The organism is Pedobacter sp. HMWF019, from assembly GCF_003061025.1.
Classification (GTDB): domain Bacteria; phylum Bacteroidota; class Bacteroidia; order Sphingobacteriales; family Sphingobacteriaceae; genus Pedobacter.
Map to the genome: position 1 here is coordinate 83336 of NZ_QAIL01000024.1, position 22308 is coordinate 105643.

14 protein-coding genes are annotated in these 22308 nt (G+C 40.6%); 3 read left to right on the plus strand and 11 right to left on the minus strand.

Going from position 1 to position 22308, the window contains the following annotated elements; all coding sequences use genetic code 11:
• Window positions 1-18: 18 nt before the first annotated feature.
• Complete coding sequence (locus DBR11_RS01515; RefSeq protein ID WP_108549833.1) at window positions 19-873, minus strand: DMT family transporter; 855 nt, start codon at window positions 871-873, stop codon at window positions 19-21.
• Window positions 874-972: 99 nt separating this feature from the next.
• On the opposite strand from DBR11_RS01515, the gene DBR11_RS01520 reads away from it, so the two are divergent.
• Complete coding sequence (locus tag DBR11_RS01520; RefSeq protein WP_108549834.1) at window positions 973-1452, plus strand: Lrp/AsnC family transcriptional regulator; 480 nt, start codon at window positions 973-975, stop codon at window positions 1450-1452.
• An 11-nt stretch (window positions 1453-1463) separates the two neighbouring features.
• The gene (locus DBR11_RS01525) at window positions 1464-2408 is read left to right on the plus strand and encodes an EamA family transporter (protein ID WP_108549835.1); all 945 of its coding nucleotides are present in this window, start codon (window positions 1464-1466) and stop codon (window positions 2406-2408) included.
• Between the two features lie 70 nt (window positions 2409-2478).
• Here the strand turns inward: DBR11_RS01525 and DBR11_RS01530 are convergent, their stop codons facing one another.
• The 10 genes from DBR11_RS01530 to DBR11_RS01575 form a co-directional block, all read right to left on the minus strand.
• On the minus strand, window positions 2479-5127 hold the full coding sequence (locus DBR11_RS01530; protein ID WP_108549836.1) for a glycoside hydrolase family 2 TIM barrel-domain containing protein: 2649 nt from the start codon (window positions 5125-5127) through the stop codon (window positions 2479-2481).
• Complete coding sequence (locus tag DBR11_RS01535; protein ID WP_108549837.1) at window positions 5128-7425, minus strand: GH92 family glycosyl hydrolase; 2298 nt, start codon at window positions 7423-7425, stop codon at window positions 5128-5130.
• A gap of 79 nt (window positions 7426-7504) precedes the next feature.
• On the minus strand, window positions 7505-9355 hold the full coding sequence (locus DBR11_RS01540) for an alpha-L-fucosidase (RefSeq protein WP_108549838.1): 1851 nt from the start codon (window positions 9353-9355) through the stop codon (window positions 7505-7507).
• Between the two features lie 54 nt (window positions 9356-9409).
• Window positions 9410-12118, minus strand: coding sequence for a glycoside hydrolase family 3 N-terminal domain-containing protein (locus DBR11_RS01545; protein ID WP_233260610.1), 2709 nt, complete (start codon window positions 12116-12118; stop codon window positions 9410-9412).
• Between the two features lie 14 nt (window positions 12119-12132).
• Window positions 12133-13575 (minus strand): alpha-L-fucosidase, encoded by a 1443-nt coding sequence (locus DBR11_RS01550; protein WP_108549840.1) that lies wholly within the window; start codon window positions 13573-13575, stop codon window positions 12133-12135.
• A gap of 81 nt (window positions 13576-13656) precedes the next feature.
• Entirely contained in the window at window positions 13657-15264 is a 1608-nt protein-coding gene (locus DBR11_RS01555) for a SusD/RagB family nutrient-binding outer membrane lipoprotein (protein ID WP_108549841.1), read from the minus strand.
• 21 nt (window positions 15265-15285) lie between these two features.
• Window positions 15286-18552 (minus strand): SusC/RagA family TonB-linked outer membrane protein, encoded by a 3267-nt coding sequence (locus DBR11_RS01560; protein WP_108549842.1) that lies wholly within the window; start codon window positions 18550-18552, stop codon window positions 15286-15288.
• Window positions 18553-18626: 74 nt separating this feature from the next.
• Complete coding sequence (locus tag DBR11_RS01565) at window positions 18627-19820, minus strand: ROK family protein (protein ID WP_108549843.1); 1194 nt, start codon at window positions 19818-19820, stop codon at window positions 18627-18629.
• A 127-nt stretch (window positions 19821-19947) separates the two neighbouring features.
• Window positions 19948-20634, minus strand: a complete 687-nt coding sequence (locus DBR11_RS01570) for a siderophore-interacting protein (RefSeq protein ID WP_108549844.1) — start codon at window positions 20632-20634, stop codon at window positions 19948-19950.
• A 72-nt stretch (window positions 20635-20706) separates the two neighbouring features.
• Window positions 20707-21570: an AraC family transcriptional regulator gene (locus DBR11_RS01575; RefSeq protein WP_108549845.1), complete on the minus strand. Its 864-nt coding sequence runs from the start codon at window positions 21568-21570 to the stop codon at window positions 20707-20709.
• A gap of 93 nt (window positions 21571-21663) precedes the next feature.
• On the opposite strand from DBR11_RS01575, the gene DBR11_RS01580 reads away from it, so the two are divergent.
• Window positions 21664-22191 (plus strand): hypothetical protein, encoded by a 528-nt coding sequence (locus DBR11_RS01580; protein WP_108549846.1) that lies wholly within the window; start codon window positions 21664-21666, stop codon window positions 22189-22191.
• The last annotated feature ends 117 nt before the right edge of the window (window positions 22192-22308 follow it).

Below are 22308 nucleotides of genomic sequence, written 5' to 3' on the forward strand. Positions count from 1 at the left end.
ATAACGCTACAACATGAACTAGAGTTTATCCCGCTTCGCCGTCAAAGTTGCCCCGGCACTTGCAACGATCACCAATGTTACGGCTAGCCATTCTTTAAATGACAGATGTTCATGCAGGAAAACCAAACCACATAATGCGGCTATACCAGGCTCCATACTCATAAGAATACTGAAAGTCCGCGCAGGCATTTGACGAAGTGCCTGCATTTCGAGTGTAAAAGGAATTGCACTAGATAACAAAGCCAGAGCAAGTCCTGAAAAGAGCAATACAGGTGTAAGCTGGGAAAAACCACCACTGGATATACCGAATGGCAGGATCAGTACGGTTGCAAAAATCATTCCTACGCTAACTGCGTCGCTACCCTTCATCAATCGGGATATCTTTCCACCCAGAACAATGTAGCCAGCCCAAAATGCACCGGCTAATAGAGCCAGTCCCACTCCCAGAGGATCTATTCCTGTTGTATTCCAAGGTGCAATCAATGCGATTCCAGCACCCGCAAGTAAGACCCATAGATAATCTGCAATACGTTTGGAACCAAGTATAGCGACTAAAAGCGGGCCTATAAATTCAAGGGTTACCCCGAGGCCTAAAGGAATTCTTTTGATGGCCATATAAAAGATAAAGTTCATTGCCCCAAGACACAAACCATAAGGGATAACGGCTTTCCACTGCACAGAGGTTAAGGACTTAAAGTTTGGCCGGTTAACCAGTAAAAGAATTAAAGCAGACAGTCCTATACGCAGCGAAGCTGTTGTTGCGGCCCCTAGTATGGGAAACAAACCTTTTGCTATCGCCGCTCCCGCCTGTACACTAATAATGGCCAGTAAAACGGCAGGCAAGGGGGGTAAATTCAAAAGTTTCTTTCTCATCACAATTCAATCTAAAATATCGGGCTACAAATATAGAACAAAAAACATAATTTTTAATATAATTATGAATATTATTCTGTTTATACATATATTTACAGAATGATAATCGAAAACAATCTTACATTAGACAAAATAGATCTGGCCATTTTAAGACTGATGCAGGAGAATGCCAGAATATCCAATGTTCAAATTGCCAAAGATTTGGAAATGGCACCCTCTGCCATTCTGGAACGGGTAAAGAAGCTTGAACAAAAGGGTGTGATTGTTCAGTACACCACCAGGATAAACCCGGCGGCTATAGACCTTAAATTACTGGCATTCATTTCTCTTAAGGCATCAGACAGTATTGGTTGCGTAGACACCGCTAAAGAACTTGCAAAAATTGAAGAGGTACAGGAAGTACATATCATTGCTGGTGATGACTGCTATCTCGTTAAAGTAAGGACCGCTGATTCTGCGTCTTTAATGGCGCTGATGCGCAATTCCTTTAGTAAAATAAAAAACATACTCTCTATTCGAACCACGATTGTACTGGAAACCGTAAAAGAGCAGCAACAGCTAAAAATACCTGAACACTAATCGTCAATCTTATGTCCGGCCCTCAAAAGAACGCCTCCCCCATCCTGGTCTATGTCGCATTTGCCACTGTATATATTGTATGGGGCTCTACTTATTTTTTCATCCAAAAAGCACTGAACGGCTTCCCTCCTTTTCTTTTAGGCACATTCCGTTTTCTACTTGCAGGGCTCCTTTTGATGAGCTGGTGCAAGTTAAAGGGTGAAAAGATAGTTGACCGCAGAAGTATCAAAACAGCAATAATTAGCGGCTTACTTATGCTGGGCATAGGCAATGGCATCGTGATCTGGGTAGAGCAGGTCATTCCAAGCGGACTTGTGGCTATCATGGTTGCATCGGCTGCTATCTGGTTTGTGATACTGGACAAACCAAAATGGAAAGAAAACCTGCAAAGCAAGTCTACAGTAGCGGGCCTGATTGTAGGTTTTATCGGTGTTATTTTTCTATTCGGAGAACAACTGCTTCAAGCGGTAAACACCACTCAAAGCACAGTTCAGATTGTAGGAATGTGCCTGCTGGTTATTGGCCCCATTGGATGGGCAGGCGGCTCACTCTATTCAAAATATCATGCAGACAATAAAATATCAGTGTCTGCAGGCACGGCCTGGCAAATGTTGGCAGCAGGAATTGCTTTTATTCCCGGCAGCTTGTTCAATTCGGAGTATCAGCACTTCCAATGGACAGAAGTACCATTTGATGCCTGGCTTTCGATCATTTATCTCATCTTATTTGGTTCCATAGCCGCCTTTAGTGCATATGTTTGGCTACTTACAGTGAGACCAGCCACACAGGTAAGTACTTATGCCTATGTAAACCCCGTAGTTGCTGTTATACTCAGCTTATTGTTTACCAGCGAGAGGATTAGCCTTTTACAGTTTTTTGGGTTGCTGATCATACTGGGAAGTGTATTGCTGATCAACCTCACCAAATACAGACAGCATAAACGCTCGGCGGTTTAAACTCCTTAAAAGAAAAAAGCCATGGTTATTAAATAAACCATGGCTTTTTTCTTTTGTGTTTTTACACAATCTATTGGATATCGGTATAAGTAGCTTCAACATTCCAGCCTGAAATGCTGATGCCATATTTCTTTCCAGACTCCGGAGTATATTCAACTATTACTTTTTTCTCTGCACCTGGAGGCAACGACACATAATTATCATCGTAAAATGCAGCAAGTATTCTTTGTTTCGTACCCGCATCTAACAAAGAGATCCTGTTAAAAAAAGCAACCGGATTTTGAGCAGAATTGAACAACGTTACTTCTACTTTATTGCTGCCAAGCTGACGCGTAGTTACTTTTAAAGTAGTCTTTTGCATCTTATTCAATCCTGAATAATTCCCTTTCTGGTCGGGCATCCAGTAAAAGTTATCGCTTACAACTTTTTTATTCCTGTCCAGCAATTGCAAAGAAAGGAATAAACCTTCTTCAGCCGATAATGCATCCACCATTGGTTTTAATGAAGAGATCTTTTTTACAGTAGAAGGCTCTACATAACAGAAGATCTGGTTCAGCAACTTAGACTTTCCTTTCATATCATAAGCGGTAGCTACAAGCATTAAATCTGTTTTTTGCTGAAAACCATTATTGGCAATACTCACCATGCCATCTACAGGATTGTACATGCTGTGTAGCATCTCACTTCCAGAACGCAGACCATATAAACAAGCATTCGGATCCAGGTAATAATCATACATCTGTCCTCTTGTTGATGTCCACGGGTTTTGGGTTTTCCAGATGATTACCCCGGTATACCAGTTCCACATATGTGAACTGAAACCTTCGATCAGACCACGGTACTGGTCATAATTCACCAACTGTGCCTTTGTAGCAAAATCTTTAGCATTTTCCGGCTTACCATATGGAAGAATAAAGGCTTCATAACCTACACCATCATAAGTATGATAAGTCCATACAGAATCTACTTTTTCTACAGCCCTGCCATGTTTGTCCTTACCCGTGTACTCCGGTGCAATCAGATTCTTTTCAGGAATAAATCTTTGCAGGGATTCATAGTCACCAACGCCAACAGAACCTACTTCAGAATTGAATGGAAAAGTCTTGTTCTCCCAGAATGTGGATATGGGTTGTATGGTATAAGGACCATCTCCATTTCCACCAATACTGTTTAAAGACATTTCGTCTGAATTGGAATAATCAATAAACCACCTTGTTCCGTCTAGTTTAGGCAGAATAGAATCTCTTAATGGTACAAGAATATCATTTGGTGGGGTAATTTCATTTCCTCCGCACCAAATAGCCAGTGAAGCATGGTTACGCACCATTTTGATCATATCTGCTGCAGATTCCAGGAAAAGATGATGATCATCAGGATACTGCCTCCTGGTCCATTGGTCATCCTTCTTCGCCGGATCTTGCCAGCGTCCATTGCAGTCGCCAGACATCCAGAAATCCTGCATCACCAGTAAACCATTCCTGTCACAGGCATCATAAAATTCGGGTCTTTCTACAAGTGCTCCTCCCCAAATCCGGATGAGGTTCAAATTCATATCCTTATGATAACGGATCTCTGCATCATATCTGGCTTGTGAAAAACGAAGCATTGCATCAGAGATGATCCAGTTTCCTCCCTTGATAAAGATCTTCTGACCATTCACCAAAATTTCTTTACTGTTGGTTGTGGTATTCCAAGTGGTTTGAATCTCCCGAACGCCAAAAGACAAAGATTCCTGATCAGATACCTGACCATTATTTTGAGTAAACTGGATATTGGTTTTATACAATTCCTGTTTACCATAACCATTCGGCCACCATAAGCGAGGGTTTTTCAGTTCAAAATCTGGTAGCTGAACCTCCGTAGTCTGACCAGCCGGAATACTCACTTTTGCAGAAGTCTTTTGGCCATCAACCGTGTAAGATAATACACCGTTCATCGTAACTCCAGAAGTATTTTCCAGTTCAGCAGACATGCGGATTCTGGCTGGTTGTTGTGGCCCTTCTGTATTGCGTTTACCTGGAACATAAGTAATAACATGTGGATTCTTCAGATTAACTGCGCCTGTTTTCTCGATGTATACCTTATCCCAAATCCCTGTATTACGGTCTCTTATTGGACGGATCCAGTCCCATCCTGCCGTGTATTGAGGCGCTACACCACGGGCAATCGTTCCGTCACCTCCTTGTCCTCCGTTAGGATCTCCAACTACATCTGCCGGATACACGATTACAGCCAATCTGTTTTTCCCATCCTTATTCAGAAAAGAGGTAATATTAAACCCTTTGCGGATAAACATTCCTTTATAGGGTGTTTTATTTACTTTTTTACCATTTAAAAAGATATCGCAGCTATAATTAATCCCCCTGAAATTCAACCAGACTTGTTGCCCGGCTGCAGCCGTCTCTTTAAAATCTTTAACAAACCAATAGGTATAGTAATCCCTGCCGGTTACATAAATATCCGGGATCTTTTCATTGTTCATTCCATAAAATGGATCAGGGACTTCTTTATTGTTCAGCATTGTTGTCAGTACTGTGCCAGGCACAGTTGCTGGTTTCCAGCCAGACAAGGCATATCCTGTTGCAGAGATTTGCTCTCCGCCCGCTTGTACCTGCTTTAAAGGTAGGCACTTCCATTCGCTGTTCAGTTCATATCTGTTTTGAGAAAATCCCAGATGGAACGCAGCAATTAATAATAGAGTTAAAACTAATTTCTTCATTTATTTTTCTGAATATGGTCTGTTAACGGCTGCTTTACCAAAGTCGTAATTAGGTTTGTTACCCATTTTAACGACCATGGTACCGCCTTTCACGACGTCCTGATGTGTAATAAAGCTCTTGGTATAAGGCTTTCCATTAAGGGTAATGCTTTGAATATAGATGTTTTCAGGACTGTTACCATTTGCCTGCACAGTGAAGGTTTTACCTGTCCCCACATTGATGGTTGCTTTATCGAACAGTGGGCTACCCAATACATAAACACCACTGGCTGGGTTTTCAGGGTAGAAGCCCAGAGCAGAGAATATATACCAGGAAGACATGGCACCACAATCTTCGTTGCCCGCTAAACCGTCTGGTTTATCGAAGTAGAACTCTTTCATAACCTGTCTTACTTTTTCGGCGGTTTTCCATTGGTAACCGGAAAAAGCATACATATAGGTAACGTGATGACTAGGTTCATTACCGTGGGCATACATCCCAATGAGACCAGAAATATCATTGGAAGCTTGTGCACCCATATCGCCTTTAGCAGTAAATAGACTGTCGAGTTTATGTGTAAAAGCATCATCACCCCCCATCAGGTTAATCAATCCTTCAACATCCTGCGGTACCAGCCAGGTATACTGCCAACCATTACCTTCGGTGAAATCACCTTTTTCATGAATAGAATTGAACGGATCGTAAGGGGTTTTAAAGCTACCATCACTCATACGCGGACGAACAAAGCGAATGTTTTTGTCGAAATAATTTTTATAATAGCCCGCACGTTTTTTATAGTATTCGTAGTCGGCAGTCTTGCCCATTTTTTTGGCCATAGCAGCGATACACCAATCATCAATCGCATATTCCATAGCTTTTGAAACAGATTCATACTCCTTATCAGCGGGGATATAACCTAACTCTTTTACATATTTCAACCCCAAGTCATCGCGGGTGGAAGTGGCTTTCATGGCCTCAAATGCTTCTTCTGCATCAAAACCTGTAAAGCCTTTCAGGTAAGCATCTACAATAGGAGGCACTGCATGATAACCTACCATACAATTGGTTTCATTACCCATCAGGTGCCATACAGGCAGTTTGCCTTGCTGTTTGTAAATCGCGAGCATCGAGTTCACAAAACTGTTTACCTTTTCAGGGTGCAGGATGGTACTCAACGGTGCACACGAACGGTAAATATCCCATAAGGAGAAAACAGAATAGTTGTCAAATCCTGGATTAGTATATACCTTTTTGTCGGTACCCCGGTAGCTGCCATCGTGATCGTTGAACAATGCAGGATCAATCATGGTGTGATACATCGCGGTGTAGAATACCCGCCGTGCAGCATTGTCTTTTGTTTCTATTTTTACCTTAGACAGTTCTTTTTCCCATTTCGCATCGGCGTTACTCACTGTTTTCGTGAAATCCCAGCCTGGGATTTCAGCCTTGATATTAGCTAGGGCATTCTCGCTACTTACCGGAGAGATCCCTATTTTCAGCATGACCTGTCCGGGAGATTTATCAAAAGAGATAACACCTTTTCCCGCTTTCGACTTCACGAAGTTTCCTGTTTGTTTACTGTCTCCATCAAATACCAGAAATTGTTTTACCGGTACAGATAACTTAACCGCAAACCACACCCGCTGGTCTTCTGCCCAACCTTTGGAATAGCGGTAGCCTTCCAGGGTATATTCATCTACCTGACGGATAAATGTTTCTACCGGAGCATCCCAGCCGATACCTTCTTTCAGATCGATGATGATGTTGGCAGGTTGATCTTTCGGGAAAGTATATCTGTGCAAAGCAACTCTTTCTGAAGCTGTTAGTTCTGCTTTGATGTTGTAATCATCCAGCTGAACGGAGTAGTATCCGGGACGGGCTGTTTCGCGGTCATGAGAGTAGTGAGAACCATATCCTGAAGTAGGATCTTCCTGTGTACCTCTGTTGGTTCTTACCTTGCCGGTATATGGCATGACCAATACATCACCAAGGTCTCCGATACCCGTACCGCTAAGATGCATTTGGGAGAAGCCTATTAATACATTGTCTGAGTAGTGATAACCGGAGCACCAATCCCAACCCTTTACAATATTGGTGGGGCCCGTTTGTACCGCGCCATAAGGAACACTTGCACCCAGGAATACGTGTCCATGCCCCCCGGTTCCAATATACGGATCAACATATTCAGTTAAACGTTTTAGTTGTGTGTGTTTCGCATTTTGCGCAAAGATTTTGGAGGTATTAAAAGGCAATACAAGGCAGCAGCCAATAAAACCTTTAACCAAATTCTTTGTAAAAGTGGAATGGTTATAAGACATTATGATTGTTTTTATTTGATCGTTTAAATTAAGCGTTTTTTTCCTAAAAACAGGATGTTTTTTTATTTTTAGTATCCGCCTACATATTACTTTCAATTGCTCCGACCTTCTCGCGGTACCAGTCAGCAGGTCCGTCCAAAAGCACCGCAATTACCGTCATATTCTTATCAAGTCTGGCTGCTGGTACATCGATATACACAATTCCCGGAATTTTACTCCAATACAGTTTATTGTACATACTATAAGGAAGAATTGTTCCATCGCCTACAATCCGGATTCTGTTGATCTGGTTTTTAAGGCCCTTTATAGCAATAGGCCCTGTCGGCTGACCTTCCACAAAAAGATATACTGTTTGCTGATCTGCTGAAAGCGCGGTCCGACCCTGATAATGCCCTTCAGGAATTCCTGCAGTAGTTTTATATAATACCTCGGCATGTTTGACAACCCAGTCGTTCACTTCAATATCCAATGGAGTTACTGAAGGCTTAAAATTAAAAGCATCAGCCACCAAATTGGTTGAAGCCAGTGGATTGATTCCTTTGCTGATCTGATCGGCAAGATCTTTGATCTTCCACGCGGCTGAAAACTGTTTTTTATCTGCTGTAAGCAGTTCTTTAGCAGTTTGGGCTGGAGCTGTTACCTGTGTCAATTTTAAAGGATCTTTAAACTGAACCCGAACTACGGTTACGTCTTTATCAAAGGCTTCCGCTGCAATATGCATCACATAGGTTCCGGTTGCGGATTTACTAAAAGTTAGCCCTTTACCCTGGTACCCAACTACATCTGCTTTTTCTATGTCCGAGGAAATACCGTTGAGTGCAATTCCAGTTTGATCTTTATAGTCTAAGTACAGAAATAATGTTTTTTTATCTTTAGACAAAGCCGTTTTAGCGTTCACATGCCCTGCAGGTAGACCCGTCTGGGTACCATAAATAGCTTCTGCATGTTTCTTTGTCCAACGTCCAAGGCCTTTCAAAATAGCAGTCTGCTCCGGAGCAATTGATCCATCTGCTTCCGGACCGATATCCAGCAATAGATTTCCTCCCATACTGATGCAATCCACCAGAGTACGGATGATCATATTAGAAGATTTGTATTTAGTATCAAAAGGCTGATAACCCCAGGAATCATTCATTGTATAACACAGTTCCCAATATTTTGACTCAGGTTTCAGCACAGGAATCCCCTGTTCCGGCGTTTCATAATCTCCATGACCATCCAAACGGGAATTAATAATGATGTTCGGGTTGTATTTTTCAAGAGACTGTTTGATTACAGGTGCTTCCCATTCTGCATCATTATGCTCCCAGTTCCCATCAAACCACAATAAATCCGGGTTATATTTTACAGATAGTTCCTTAAGCTGTTGCTGCTGATAACTTAAAAATGTTTTCCAGCGCTTAGGTTCTTCTTTCAAGCTATAGCGTTTCCGGTCACGGGTAAAGCCATCGTAATCCGGATAACTCCAGTCTGGCAAAGAATAGTAAATACCTGTTCTTAATCCTGATTTCTTTAATGCCGCAACAAAAGGAGACAATACATCGCTCTTGGCCGCACTCTGATTTAAAGTACTGATGGCTTTAGGTGCCTTAGTATCCCAGAGAGAAACGCCGTCATGATGTTTTGAAGTCATAACTGCATATTTTGCACCGCTTTCCTTGATCAGGTGCACCCACGCTACAGGGTCATATTTCGAAGCATTGAAACCTTGCAGTTGCTTCATGTACAGATCATGGTTGGTATAATTGTTAAAAAATGACCAGGATTCTGAAATGCCATTTACAGAGTAAATCCCCCAGTGTATAAATATACCGAGCTTAGCATCTTCAAACCATTGCATTTTTTGATTTTGAGTGGTTTGTGCCTGGCTTTTACCTGCCAGCAAGAGCAAAAGCATTATAGAGAATTTGTTCAATTTGGTTGTTTTCATTAGCATAGTATTTAACCGGAAAATGTTATGCTCCGGCTGTATTGGTTATTATAATTATTTATCTAGAACGGTTAACGTCTCTTTTAGTGACAATTCACGACTCGAAGATCCGATCATTATTCTGAAATCACCCGGTTCTATTGTCTTTTTCATATCCGCATTTAGCATTTCCAGCATATCGGGAGTGATGTCAAAAGTTATTGTCTTGGATTCTCCAGCTTTCAGAGGCACTCTTTTGAAACCTTTTAATTCCAGAACAGGCCTGGCTACAGTGGAAAGCAGGTCTCTGATGTATAACTGCACCACCTCCTCACCATCATATGTTCCTGTGTTTTTTAAAGTAAAACTCGCTACACTTTGTTCATTTTTGAGAATTTCCTTTTTACTCAGTTTCAAATCGCTATAATCAAACTGGCTATAGCTCAACCCAAAACCAAATGGAAAAAGAGGCTCTCCACTTAAATTATTGTAATCATCCCCTCTTCCAGTCGGCTTATGGTTATAAACCAAGGGCAACTGTGCTTCATGAACAGGATAAGTAATTGGCAAACGTCCTGAAGGGTTGTAGTCTCCAAATAAAGTTTCTGCAACTGCATTGCCCCCCTCTTCACCTGGATACCATATATTAACGACAGCACTTGCACCATCCAGCCAGTTGTTCATGGTAATGGCGCTGCCCCCAACCAATAAAACGACTACTGGCTTTCCCGTTTTTTCCATAGCTTTGATCAGCTCTTCCTGATTACCGGGTAAACTCAACATAGCCCGATCCTGGAACTCACCTTCCTTAATCCCGGCAGTAATCACAATAACATCTGCCTGGGCAGCGAGTTTAACCGCTTCAGCCAGTTCTTCTTTCCTGCGGTCTGGCACACCATAGTTCCAGATCAGTTTAATATGTGCATTCCCTTTTGGTTCTTTAAACTCTATACGAATGGGATAAGCTTTGTTTTGCTCAAATGTATAGGGTGCCAATTGGGTATGATAGGATCTTTTCTCCCACTGATCAATCAACAATTTATCACCAAGATATAAACGATAACCATCATTACCCTCCAAACCAATCTGGTAAATTCCGCTCGATGGTGCTGTAATGTCTCCCTTCCATCTAACAGAATACTGGTCTTTGGCAAGGCGCTCGTCAGGAGAAGAAAGTGTCCAGTTAAAATTAACGCCCTGATCAACCCGGGTAAAAACGGGGGCACCACTTAGCGTTAAGTTTCCGAAATATTCTGAGTTTAGTCCATTTGCTGCATCAGCTTTTAAAAACTTCCGGTCTACAACAACATAATTTATTGGATCCCGGCTGCTCCCTTTGCTATAGGTCACTTTTATCTGATCACCTCCACGTTTTTTTAACCCCTCAAGAATACTTACTTTTCCATTCCCGGCGCCGCTATATCCACCTAAACGAGATTCAACAGCATCTTCTCCAAGTAAAAGTATATTGCTCTTATTTTTAAACGGCAACACGGACCTTTCATTTTTTAAAAGTACAAAAGATTCCAGGGCAGCCTGTCTGGCTATCAGCTTATGACTTTTATCATCAAGAGCCTTTTGAGCCTCCTTTTCAGAAACATAAGGATGTTCAAAAAGACCCAGTTCAAATTTTGCCCTAAGCACACGGGAAACAGCATCATCAATTCTTGCCTGTGGAATGGACCCGTCCAGAAAAGGCGGAATAAATAGTTTATAATGATCATAGTCCGTTTGAAAGATGACGTCAAGACCTGCGATAATAGCCTGCCTTGTTGCATCTGTATAACCGGAAGATGTATAATGCAACACATTTGATCCACCAACCGCTCCGGCATCTGAAATCACAAAACCTTTAAATCCCCATTCCGTTTTCAGCTTCTGGCTTAACAAATAGGCATTAGATGTTGCCGGAACACCGTCAACAGTATTATAAGCGGTCATTAAAGAGCGGCTTTTTCCTTGCTGTATAGCCGTTTTAAACGGAGGGAAATAAATCTCTTCCAACAAACGCTCATTATAATGAATGGGATAACTGTCACGTCCTCCGTCACCAACATTTGCCACAAAATGCTTAGGCGTAGTGATGATGTTCTGTTTTTCAAAGGCACTTACAAAAGCAAGCCCCATCTGTGAAGTAAGAAAAGGGTCTTCGCCATACGTTTCTTCTGTACGGCCCCAACGAACATCAGACGCTATATTGACCACCGGAGTTAAAATATCCCGGATTCCCCTAAGCTTTGCCTCTTGTGCAATCGCATTTGCAACCTGCCCCATCATCTTCGTATCAAAAGTAGCTGCAAGACCAATCGCCTGCGGAAAGGCAGTAGCACCTTGCCTAACCAGACCATGGAGCGCTTCATCAAAAGCTATAACAGGGATACCTAAACGCGTTTCGTTTACAAAGTATTTCTGTATGGCATTTACTTTTTTTGCCAGAGAATACGCATTTTCCTGGGTATTATATGTTAGCATCTGACCGGCACCACCACCACCTTGAGAAGCAGCGCTTACTTGTAGTCCGAATATTCCATTTTTATAACGGTTCTTGTCAACACCATCCAAATCACCCGGGATCATAAACATCTGCCAGAATTTTTCCTCTGGTGTCATCCTGGAAAGCAAATCTTTAACCCTGGAATCAATATCTGCCTTGGGATTTTTATACAAAGGTTGGTCAGGTTTAGACTGCCCCATCATATCTTTAGTCCATATAACCTGGCTAAACAGCAACAGCAAACATGGAATAAACGCTACCTTATTCATCCTATATTTCGTGGATCTCATTTCAGATATTTTAATTATAATGTGGCAGGACTAAATTCGAAGGCAAGGGCAATACCAGAATTCTCTTTTACAAGATCTTCAGGTAATGACAGTTTTATTTCTCCATTAGATTCTTTCCATTTTAATTTCTTACCATTAGATATCAATGAAACAGATGTCCCCTTTTTAGGTAGATTGCCTGTCCAGCTAATTTCATTATTTAGTTTCTCTCCTTCGTTGATACAATAAATTGCATACCGGGTTTTGCCGTCTTTACTTTGCGTAAACCAGGTTTGTCCACTATGATAGTTTTTGGTAATCCTGGTATTGTAAATGGCTTTGCCGTTTACAGACGTCCATTTACCAATATCGTTTAGTTTGGTTATAACTTCCTCAGGTAAGGTACCATCTGGTTTAGGTCCAATGCCCAAGAGTAAACTCCCGCCTTTGGCTACAATTTCCACCAACTTATGAACAACTTCCCCTGCAGATTTATACTGATCTTTAGGAACAAATCCCCAGGCCCCTCCTAAGGTCATGCAACTTTCCCATGGATGATTCAATTGGGCCTCAGGTATCTTTTGTTCCGGGGTTTGATAATTCTCATATGGGCCGTGTACAGTCCTGTCTACCATCAAAAGTCCAGGTTGGGCTTCTCTGGCCATTTGGGCAATTTTAGGCATATCAATATCCTGGCTCCAATTTGGAATTTTTGCTCCCCAGGACAATACTTCTTCATTAACCGTTTCCAATGGTCTTACCCAACCACCATCCAGCCACAAAATATCGATACTTCCATAGTTGTGCATCAGCTCACCAATCTGATTATAAGCAAATTTTTTAAACTGGTTCCATCTCCACGGGTTCTTTTTAATATCATAATTGTTATTCCGGTCGGGAGTAGCATATTTGGACCACCAGTAATATTGCGAGTGCCAGTCTGGTTTGGAGAAGTAAGCACCAATCATAAAACCCTGTTTTCTAAAAGCATCAAAAACATATTTCGCTACATCAGCCTTTGGATTTCCTGCAAATGGACCTTTAGCTATACTGAAATCTGATTCCTTGGTATCAAACATAGCAAAGCCATCATGATGTTTAGTGGTAAATACCAAGTATTTCATCCCAGCACTTTTACCAGCCTTTGCCCATTGTTCAGGATTGAATTTTACTGGATTGAATTCTCTACTTAAACCCCAGTACCATTTCTTATAGTCATCATAAGTAACTGTACTATCCCTGTCTATCCAGTCTTCAGAACAAATGGACCAGGATTCTATGATTCCTGGAACTGCATATAGGCCCCAGTGAACAATCATCCCAAATTTTTTATCCTGCCAGTTGTCCAGTTTTTGTTTAACCTGTGGATCTGTTGGCCATTCATAAATGGTAGATTGGTGATGGACGCCATTTTCCTGGGCTTTGAGCTTGCCTAATCCAAAGACCAGCAAGGTGATTAGTATAATTTCTTTTTTCATCCTTTTTATTATAAAAATGTCCCGGCTACAAAGGTAACCGGGACAGTATATGAATTTATCTTTCCGTCATTAAAGTTACCATTAAGGCTGCCAGAATATTTTGGTTTTACGAGTATCTTTCGCTTGAACAGCTTGATAATTGGCTGCGTTTAATGTTTTCTCCTTTGCAGGGTAAATTAATCTCGTTGGAGGAGTCTCATAGCCAGATAACTTACCATTTGATGGAAAGTTTAAAGCTGGAATCCCTGTTCTTCTGTATTCAGACCAAGCTTCCATAGACTGAAGCACACCCAAATGCGCCCACTTCTGAGTATAAATTTTAGTTAACTTTTCCTGAGAAGAACCTGTATAAGTAGCTGTTGATGAATTTACCCAAGCATCTACCAGAGAAGTTTCCGGAGCAGGAAGATTTACATAACCACCACCCTGATTTAAATTGTTTAGATAATAGTAAAATGCAACAGATTGTTTCAAAGCATTGTCGTAGGCCGTTTTCGCGTCAGATGTACTTCCCCATCTCTCATAAGCCTCGGCTTTCAGCAAATTTACTTCGGAGGCTGTTATTACAATACCTGGCAATTTTTGATTAAAAAGAAATGTTGCTGAATCAAGCACCGAATAGTCAGGATAATTTGTCTCCTGCTCTGAAGAGGTAAAGGTAATTGGCATTGCTTTATAGTCCTTATTAGGAACAAATACATCTTTACCGTTGACTTTAATGGTTCTACCGTATTTATCGTAAATGACCGGAATGCGCGGATCATTTGCGGTAAGCATTACTGTATTCAACATATAATCTGTAGCATACCAACTCCCTTCTAAAAAGGCATCATGCAAATCACTAGTGCTATTAGTAAGGGGTTGAAGCAGGATATCGGAAGCGGCTGGGCTATAAGATCCGGTATTTCCACCATCGGCCAAAGGATACGTTGCTGGATTATTTAGCATAGCCAATACAGCAGTTTTTGCATTAGCTTCATCCACTTTAGAAGTACGCATCAACAATCTTAATTTTAGTGAGTTTGCATAACGAGCCCAAAGATCTACATTACCTTTTAGAAGAATATCTGCTTTAGAGAAATCTTTATTTGTAGGATTTGCTTTGAAATAGGCAGCAGCAGCAGTCAAGTCACTTATAAAACTAGAATATAATGCTTTTTGCTCATCGAATTTAGGATTCTTAATCATACTTCCCGTTTCTAAAGATCCAGCTTCAGAATAAGGAATATCTCCCCATAGATCTACCATTTTTGCCGCCTGTTCAATTAGCACAACTTTAGCGGCCTGCATAATAATTTGCTGTGTATTTTTATCAGCAGTAGAAAGCTTATTATAACTCACCTCCATTGCGCGGTATTGAGCCATACACGCACTTCCATTTCCTCCGTTTGAATAAAAATCGTCCCAGTAATTCTGGGAGTAGCTATCACTTTGTTGATAAGCAGTATTACCATTGGAGAAATAAGAGGTTTGCGCATATACACCAGGCATCTGACACAGAAAAGTACGCACATTCCAGTATTTGGATGCAATCCGATCATTATTTAACATTCCGGTAAAAAGACCGGCAGGACTAGCAGTTAGCGCCTTTTCAGGATCGTAATACTTATCCCCAACCTCCTTTTTGCAACTCACTAGCGTGGTAGTTGCAGCTAAAAAGATACCTATATTTATAATTAACTTTTTCATAATATGTTCTAATTAATGCGATTAAAAATTCGCGCTCAAAGAAAAACCAAAACTTCTTGATGCAGCAGTTGAGCCTACATCTACTCCTTGCGACCACCACATGTTACCTAATGGTGCTTCAGGATCCAAATCCTTCAGGTTACGCCAGATGTAAAACAGGTTACGTCCAACAAGTGAAAATTTCAAATTGCTGATTTTTAATTTACTGGTGAAGGAAGGTGGGATTTTATAACTTAATACTGCTTCTCTCATTTTAATATAACTGTTGTCAAAAATTTCACCTTCAGTTAAAGAGCCTTCACCCCAATTATATGTAGTTATATAATAGTCAGCAGCTGAAATAATTTTGGCATTTGGCTGTCCTGTCGTCTGATTAACACCCGGAAGCAATACACCATCATTATAGGTTTTTCCATTGCTGGTGTAAGTTAGACCACCATTAGCAGCATCCCTGTACTGCATAGAGTTCTGGAGCATGCCAGCACCGCGCATAAATTTAAGGTTAGGTGCTACCATTTTTCCTCCAAATCTACCATCAATTGTGAAATCCAAAGCGAAATTACCATAGCTTATGGTATTAGAGAAACCACCAACTGCTTTAGGCATAATATTTCCGGCTTTTACATAAGTAGAATTGTCCATTACATAAAAACCATCGTTATTGATCACATAATTACCTTTCGAATCGGTTAATCTTGGACGGATATAAATATTACCTAACTCTTCTCCTGCTTTAGCTACAATTTTAGCTGTCGCCTGGTCAGAACTATAGAAATTCAATTCTGACATCCCCTCCATTAAAGAGATTACGCGCGACCTGTTCATAGAAAAATTCAAACGGGTATCCCAACGAAATTTACCAACTGTCACCGGTGTTGCATTTAAAGCCAATTCAAATCCCTTGCTTCCAACTTCACCCACATTTACGATTTGACTTAGTGCTCCAACAGCAGAACTTACTTGAAGCGGTACAATCTGGTTTTTTACCCGGTTATTGTAGTAACTCATATCCAAACCAAGGCGCCCACCTAAGAACCTCATTTCTAACCCAAATTCAGCTTCATGCTTCATCTCAGGCAATAAATTATCATTTCCATAAGCACTTGCCGTTGTCATAGAAGGGACAGAGCCATTGATGGTTTGAAGCGAATTTTGAGTGTATACGATATTAGCTCTATACATAGGTGCAGGATTTCCAACAACACCATAAGATGCTCTTAATTTACCATAATTCCAGAATTCAGGTAATTTCCAGAGGTCACTAAACACAAACCCTCCGTTTACAGAATAATAAGAATAACTATTATTTTTTGGAGGAAGAGTTGAAGCATATTCCTGACGCATCGTACCTTCTAAGAAGAGATAATCCTTATAAGACAAGTTTAACATACCCAAATAGGCGTATTTTAATTGCTCTTTTCTGGATTCAGTTGTCTCCTGTATACCAAATGAATTCTTTAGAGAAAACCAGTTTTCTGAGACTAATCCATCTTTAGTGTTCGAACTAAGATCCTTATAGGTTTCTTTTCTACCTTGATAACCTCCACTTACAGATACATTTAAATCCTGACCAATTTTATTGGAATAGGTCAACAAGGCGTCTCCATATAAAATTCCATATTGCCCTTGAGTCGTTGTGTAACCTCCACTACTAGTATTACCATTCAGTGCTATAGGGTATTCATTATACTGACGATTTTCAGTTTTAGCAGCAGTATAATCATTACCAATACGTCCTCTAAATTTCAAATGATTAGCAATATCATAATTTAAGGTAAAGCTCGAGATCAACCTATTTTCATTTTCATCATAAGTATTTTTTAGTTGTTGCCAGTAAAAATCCAATAAGTTGGTTGCTCTGATGTTATAAATAAAAGGTTCCGGGCGTGTAGTTTGATCAAAAGTTGCATACTTATAACCATTGCTGGTCTGGAATTTTTCTTTCATTAAGTTCATATCCTCTGCACGACTAAAGAAACCACCAAATGAGCCTAGTACCTGTCCTAATTGATAAGGTCTGTTGTGTGTAAGTGTATTTACATAACTCACAACGAGATCTGTTGATACTTTTGGAGACAGTTTTACTGTAGAATTCAAATTAAAAGAATTTTTAGAACCTGTATTTCCTGGTTGGGTTCCTTTATAATCTAAACGAGAAGCTGAGAAACGATAATTAACGGCATCAGTCTGATTAGAAATCGCAACGTTTGCATTTGAGGTATAACCTGTCTGATATACATCTTTGTAATTATCTGGCTGAGGAGAATACGAACGGATAGATCCATCCCACCATTTTACCTGCTGGCCTTCCATTTTCGGTCCAAAATTCGCATAAGCCCTAAAATAAGGCCTTAACCCTGTCGGGGAACTTGCATCGGCAATCCAGCCATCTTCTCTACCTGTATTGGCTAAATTTGTCGCTCTGTCATAACCAGGTCCGTATACGTTTTGAAAATTCGGAAGAAATGCAACCTTATCAACAGAGCCCTGATAATTAAAGTCAATGCCTAAGCCACGGCTTTTTGATCCTTTTTTTGTAGTGATCACTACTACCCCACTCCCAGCATCCGAACCATATAATGCAGAAGCACTTGCCCCCTTCAATATGGTCATGCTTTCTATGTCTGCTGGATTGATATCCAAAATACCATTTCCTCTGATACGCTGATCTCCCCAATAATTGTTATTGTTCGCTCCATCCGCCCCATTCTGAGCGTCATTTCGAATCATCACACCATCAACTACATATAAGGGTTGTTGGTTACTACTAATAGAGTTAATACCCCTGATCTGTACATTTACCGCACTGCTTGCTCCACCTGGAGCAGTCGTCACTTTCACACCCGCTGCTTTACCATACAATGCGGATGCAAAGTTAGTATTACCAGCCTCTGTCAGCTGTTTAGCAGTTACGGTGCTCACGGCATACCCCAAGGACTTTTCCTGGCGTTTAATACCCATAGCTGTGACCACAACCTCATTTAAATTATTGTTGTCGTCCTGAAGAACAATATTAATAGAAGCCGAAGCCCCTACGACGGCTTCCTGTGCTTTATATCCCACATAACGGAATACCAAGACACTTCCTTCAGAAGCAGAGATGGTAAATTTACCATTCGCATCTGTGCTCACCCCAGTTTTTGTACCTTTTACCAGAATGCTTACAGCTGGAATGGGTGATCCTGTAGCATCCTTAACGGTCCCCGATATCGTCTTTTGCGCATAAGCAGATATTGTTAATAAACTTAACAATAAAATACTTAAGCATCGGGAGTAAATCTGTTTCATGTTGATTAAGTTTTGGTTAATAATTCGATTTAGTATAATTTGTTGGTGGTATTTAAGCTAAAATTCAGCACTTCTTAATTGTTAAAGTGACTGTGTTCAATGACTAAACTGGCCGCAGCTAATAATTCTGCGTCAGCCGCTAATTCTGAGAGCACAATAGAAGTCTGATCGGCTATTCTCGGAATACAGAACTCATTAATAGCCTGTTGTATAGGTGGTAAAAGAATTTTACCTGCTATAGCACCACGCCCACTGAGTACAATGCATTCCGGATTCATAATATGTATTAGAGTAGCCAGTCCTTTTCCGATAAGAAAAGCGGCATCTGAAAGAATAGAAACAGCCAATGGATCATACTGACTGGCAGCTTCCAGGAAAAGTTCACCAATATTCCTGCTCTGATCTTTAAAAAGTTCACGCATGCTTGTTGCCGCCCCAGCCTCTATCTCAGCTTTTGCACGCTGTGTCATCACGAGTAAAGAAGTCTCCACCTGTAAACAGCCCCTTTTGCCGCAAGAACATAAATTGTTGGTGTTGGACAATGGAATATGACTAAACTCTCCTGCATAACCACTACTTCCCCGGTAAAGCTGACCATTAACGATCATGCCCAATCCTGTACCCCAGCCTATATTGGCCACCATCACATCCCTTTTACCAACTGCAGCACCAAAATTAAGCTCGGCCATTGCAATCAAACTGGAATCGTTATCCATAAATACAGGAAGGCCAAGTTTACCTGTCAGGTATTTTCCCAGATGTGAACCATCATTGGTTTTCAGATGAGAATGATTTACCCCGTCTTCGACACTGATGAAACCTGGCATACCAATGCCAATACCCAAAAGCTTTTCCTTATCAATACCTGAAGACTCCACATGTCCGTAAATAAACGAAACCAATTTATCTACCGCATCCGGATCATCAGTAATAGAAAGCTCAAGTGTTTTAATGGGAAGAACAATGGCATTAGAAAGATCATAAATCACCATTCTGGCGGTTAACTGATCCATAGCAACAGAAACAATATAACGTTGCATCTCCGGATTGAGGAGAAATAAAGAAGCTCTTCTGCCTCCTGTAGAAGGTGCAAGCCCCTGTTCGCATACATAACCATCCTGAACTAATCCATTCACTACCTTGGTCACCAGCGGCAAACTCTTGTTGGTTAGCTTGCTGAGTTCAGTTAAAGAAAGCGGACTTCTATAATAAAGTTTCTTTATTATATCAGCCTTCAGAAGATGTCCTTTTTCTATGGTTGCGGTCATTTGGTTTGGTTAGTAAGACCAAACTTAATAAATAACAATCAAAAAACAAGAACACTTTTTAATTTATTTTTTAAGTAACTCAATGTTTATTAAAAACTATAAGAACTTTTGTCATAAGAAACACTTTTTACGCCCAAAAACCCTGAGCTTTAATCGTCCCACTAAAATCTTCCCGCTTTCTTATATGTCTTCTTAATTCTGTAACAGTAGGGATGTGTCCTGTAATATAAATACACTGATCTTCCAGCGGCTGTTCATCGATCCAGGAAAGCAAGGATATATCCCATCTTTTTTCCAAAACCGGCTGCAAGGCTGTTATAAAGTACTCCTTGAAAGCCTCCATATGTTTAACTTCACTAAAACTCACCGCACCGTAAACTTCCGTCTTACCTTTGGCCAGTTGCTGTAAAGCAAGGAAGTGCCCTATACTGCTGCTATCCCCCAAACAAAGCAAAGATCTATCTTCAACAGGTTTATGCAAAGTTGATCCTACACCCAAGTATAAAATAGCATCACCTTTTTTCAAAGAAGAAGCCCATTTACTCCCAGGACCATCATGTGAAGAATTAACCAATAAGGTACAGGTGTGTGTTTCCGCATCCCACATAGCGGGTGTATAATCCCGATATGCATAATCACCGACTTTAACTTTCATATGTTGAACACTCTGCCATTTTTCCATATTCAAACCGGGCAGGTGCAAATCGATTTCAAAAAACGTTGCCGGATCCCATGCCCTGACTTCCAGCACATGACCTGTTCTGGAAAGTTTCCTTTCCATCATATCTATTGCTTTCTTTTTAATAATGTTCATTACCGTAAATTATACTACAAAAAAACGGCAAAAACAGCTGAAAACAATAGAATATCCCAGGTTAAGATTGGACTATTCGCGGTAAAGCTTTCTGAACTGTAATGGAGACAGGCCAGATAATCTGGTAAAAAGACGTGAAAAGTAGGTATGATCATCATATCCCAGTGAAAAAGCAATTTGTTTCACATTGGCATTACTATAACAAAGCAGACGCTTCGCTTCCAGAACAACTTCATGATGCACCCAATGACTCACAGGACTTCCTGTCTCTTCTTTCACACATTCATTGAGATAGGAAAGAGACAAACATAGCTCCGATGCATAATCAGAGGGCTTTTTTAAGGATTTAAAATTTGTTCGCAGTATTTTTCTGAATTGGCGGGTAATTACCTGAGGGCGCAGGTTCCGGATGCTTTTTTGAGGTTCACCAAGAAGGTAAATCTCAGCAATCATACCTACATAGGCAGAAACCAAAGCACGGAGGGTAGTGTCACTTACAAAGGACTGTTCCTTCCGCGTAAAGAAAAGATAAAGAAGTTCCGCACATTGCCTGATTTGCCCAAGATCCGCTATTTCAGGCTCAACCGGTCTTTGCTGAGAGATGAACTCCTCAAAGACAGTTCTGTATCTGGCTTCAACCATAGAAGTATCAACTGCCAGAAACCAACCAGAAGTCTGATCAAACTCAACAATTTGATGTGCCTGAGCCGGCAAAATATAAAAAATACCTGTCCCATTCAATTGAACCTCCTGAAAATCGAGTATCATTTTACTCCTCCCCGATTCCTGAAAAAGAAAAATATAATGATCGTCCCGGTGCATCGTGGAAGGTATTTTTCCACGTTCTGCTGCGGCAGAGACATAACTCATCATAATGCCTTTATCTGTTCTCTCCTGAAGTTTATGAACAGGAATACTGGTATTTTTTGAGTTCATATTGCATTTGAATTGGGCAAGTAAAGAAACAAAAAAACATATATATCTTACTATATTCTGCGTTATATACTTTGATCTTGAAGTATATATCCATTGAAAGTAAACATCAACAATGACGGCATCAATGTCCGCCTAACTATTGAAAATCAAGCTTCTGTACTTGGAAAGACGGGCATGATTTCCTTTACGCTCATTGGCTTGATCATTATAGGAATTGCTATAGCCGAATGGCTTCTTGGCCTGCTCATCATGGGCACACTTTGGTGTATATTTTTTGGCTGGCTTACTCTATGGAACTTTTATGGAAAAGAATTACTCGTGATCAACACAAAATCACTTAGCTATCAGCATGTCTATGGCTTTTATAAAACCGCACAGATCACAAAAAAGATCAATAAAGCATTAAATATATCATTAGTTCAGGCCGGCATACATCACCAGGCCGAACATTTCAACCTCATTTTTGAATCTTATAATGCCTGTGACCTCCCTGAAGAAATTTATCGTACCGCACTGTCCATTACCAGAAAAGATCTCGACATTCTGAAGATCAATATACGTCAATTGTATTTTGAAAAAGTAGACCCCGACTTTTTCAACCAAACCTATATGCTGAATTAAACTACTTCAAGATTCAAAAAATTAATCTCTACCTTTATCTATGCTTATGAACAGAAGTCCCCTACTTTTATTCTGGCCTGCCCTCACCGCCTTTCTTTTACTGGCATTGTCCTCTAC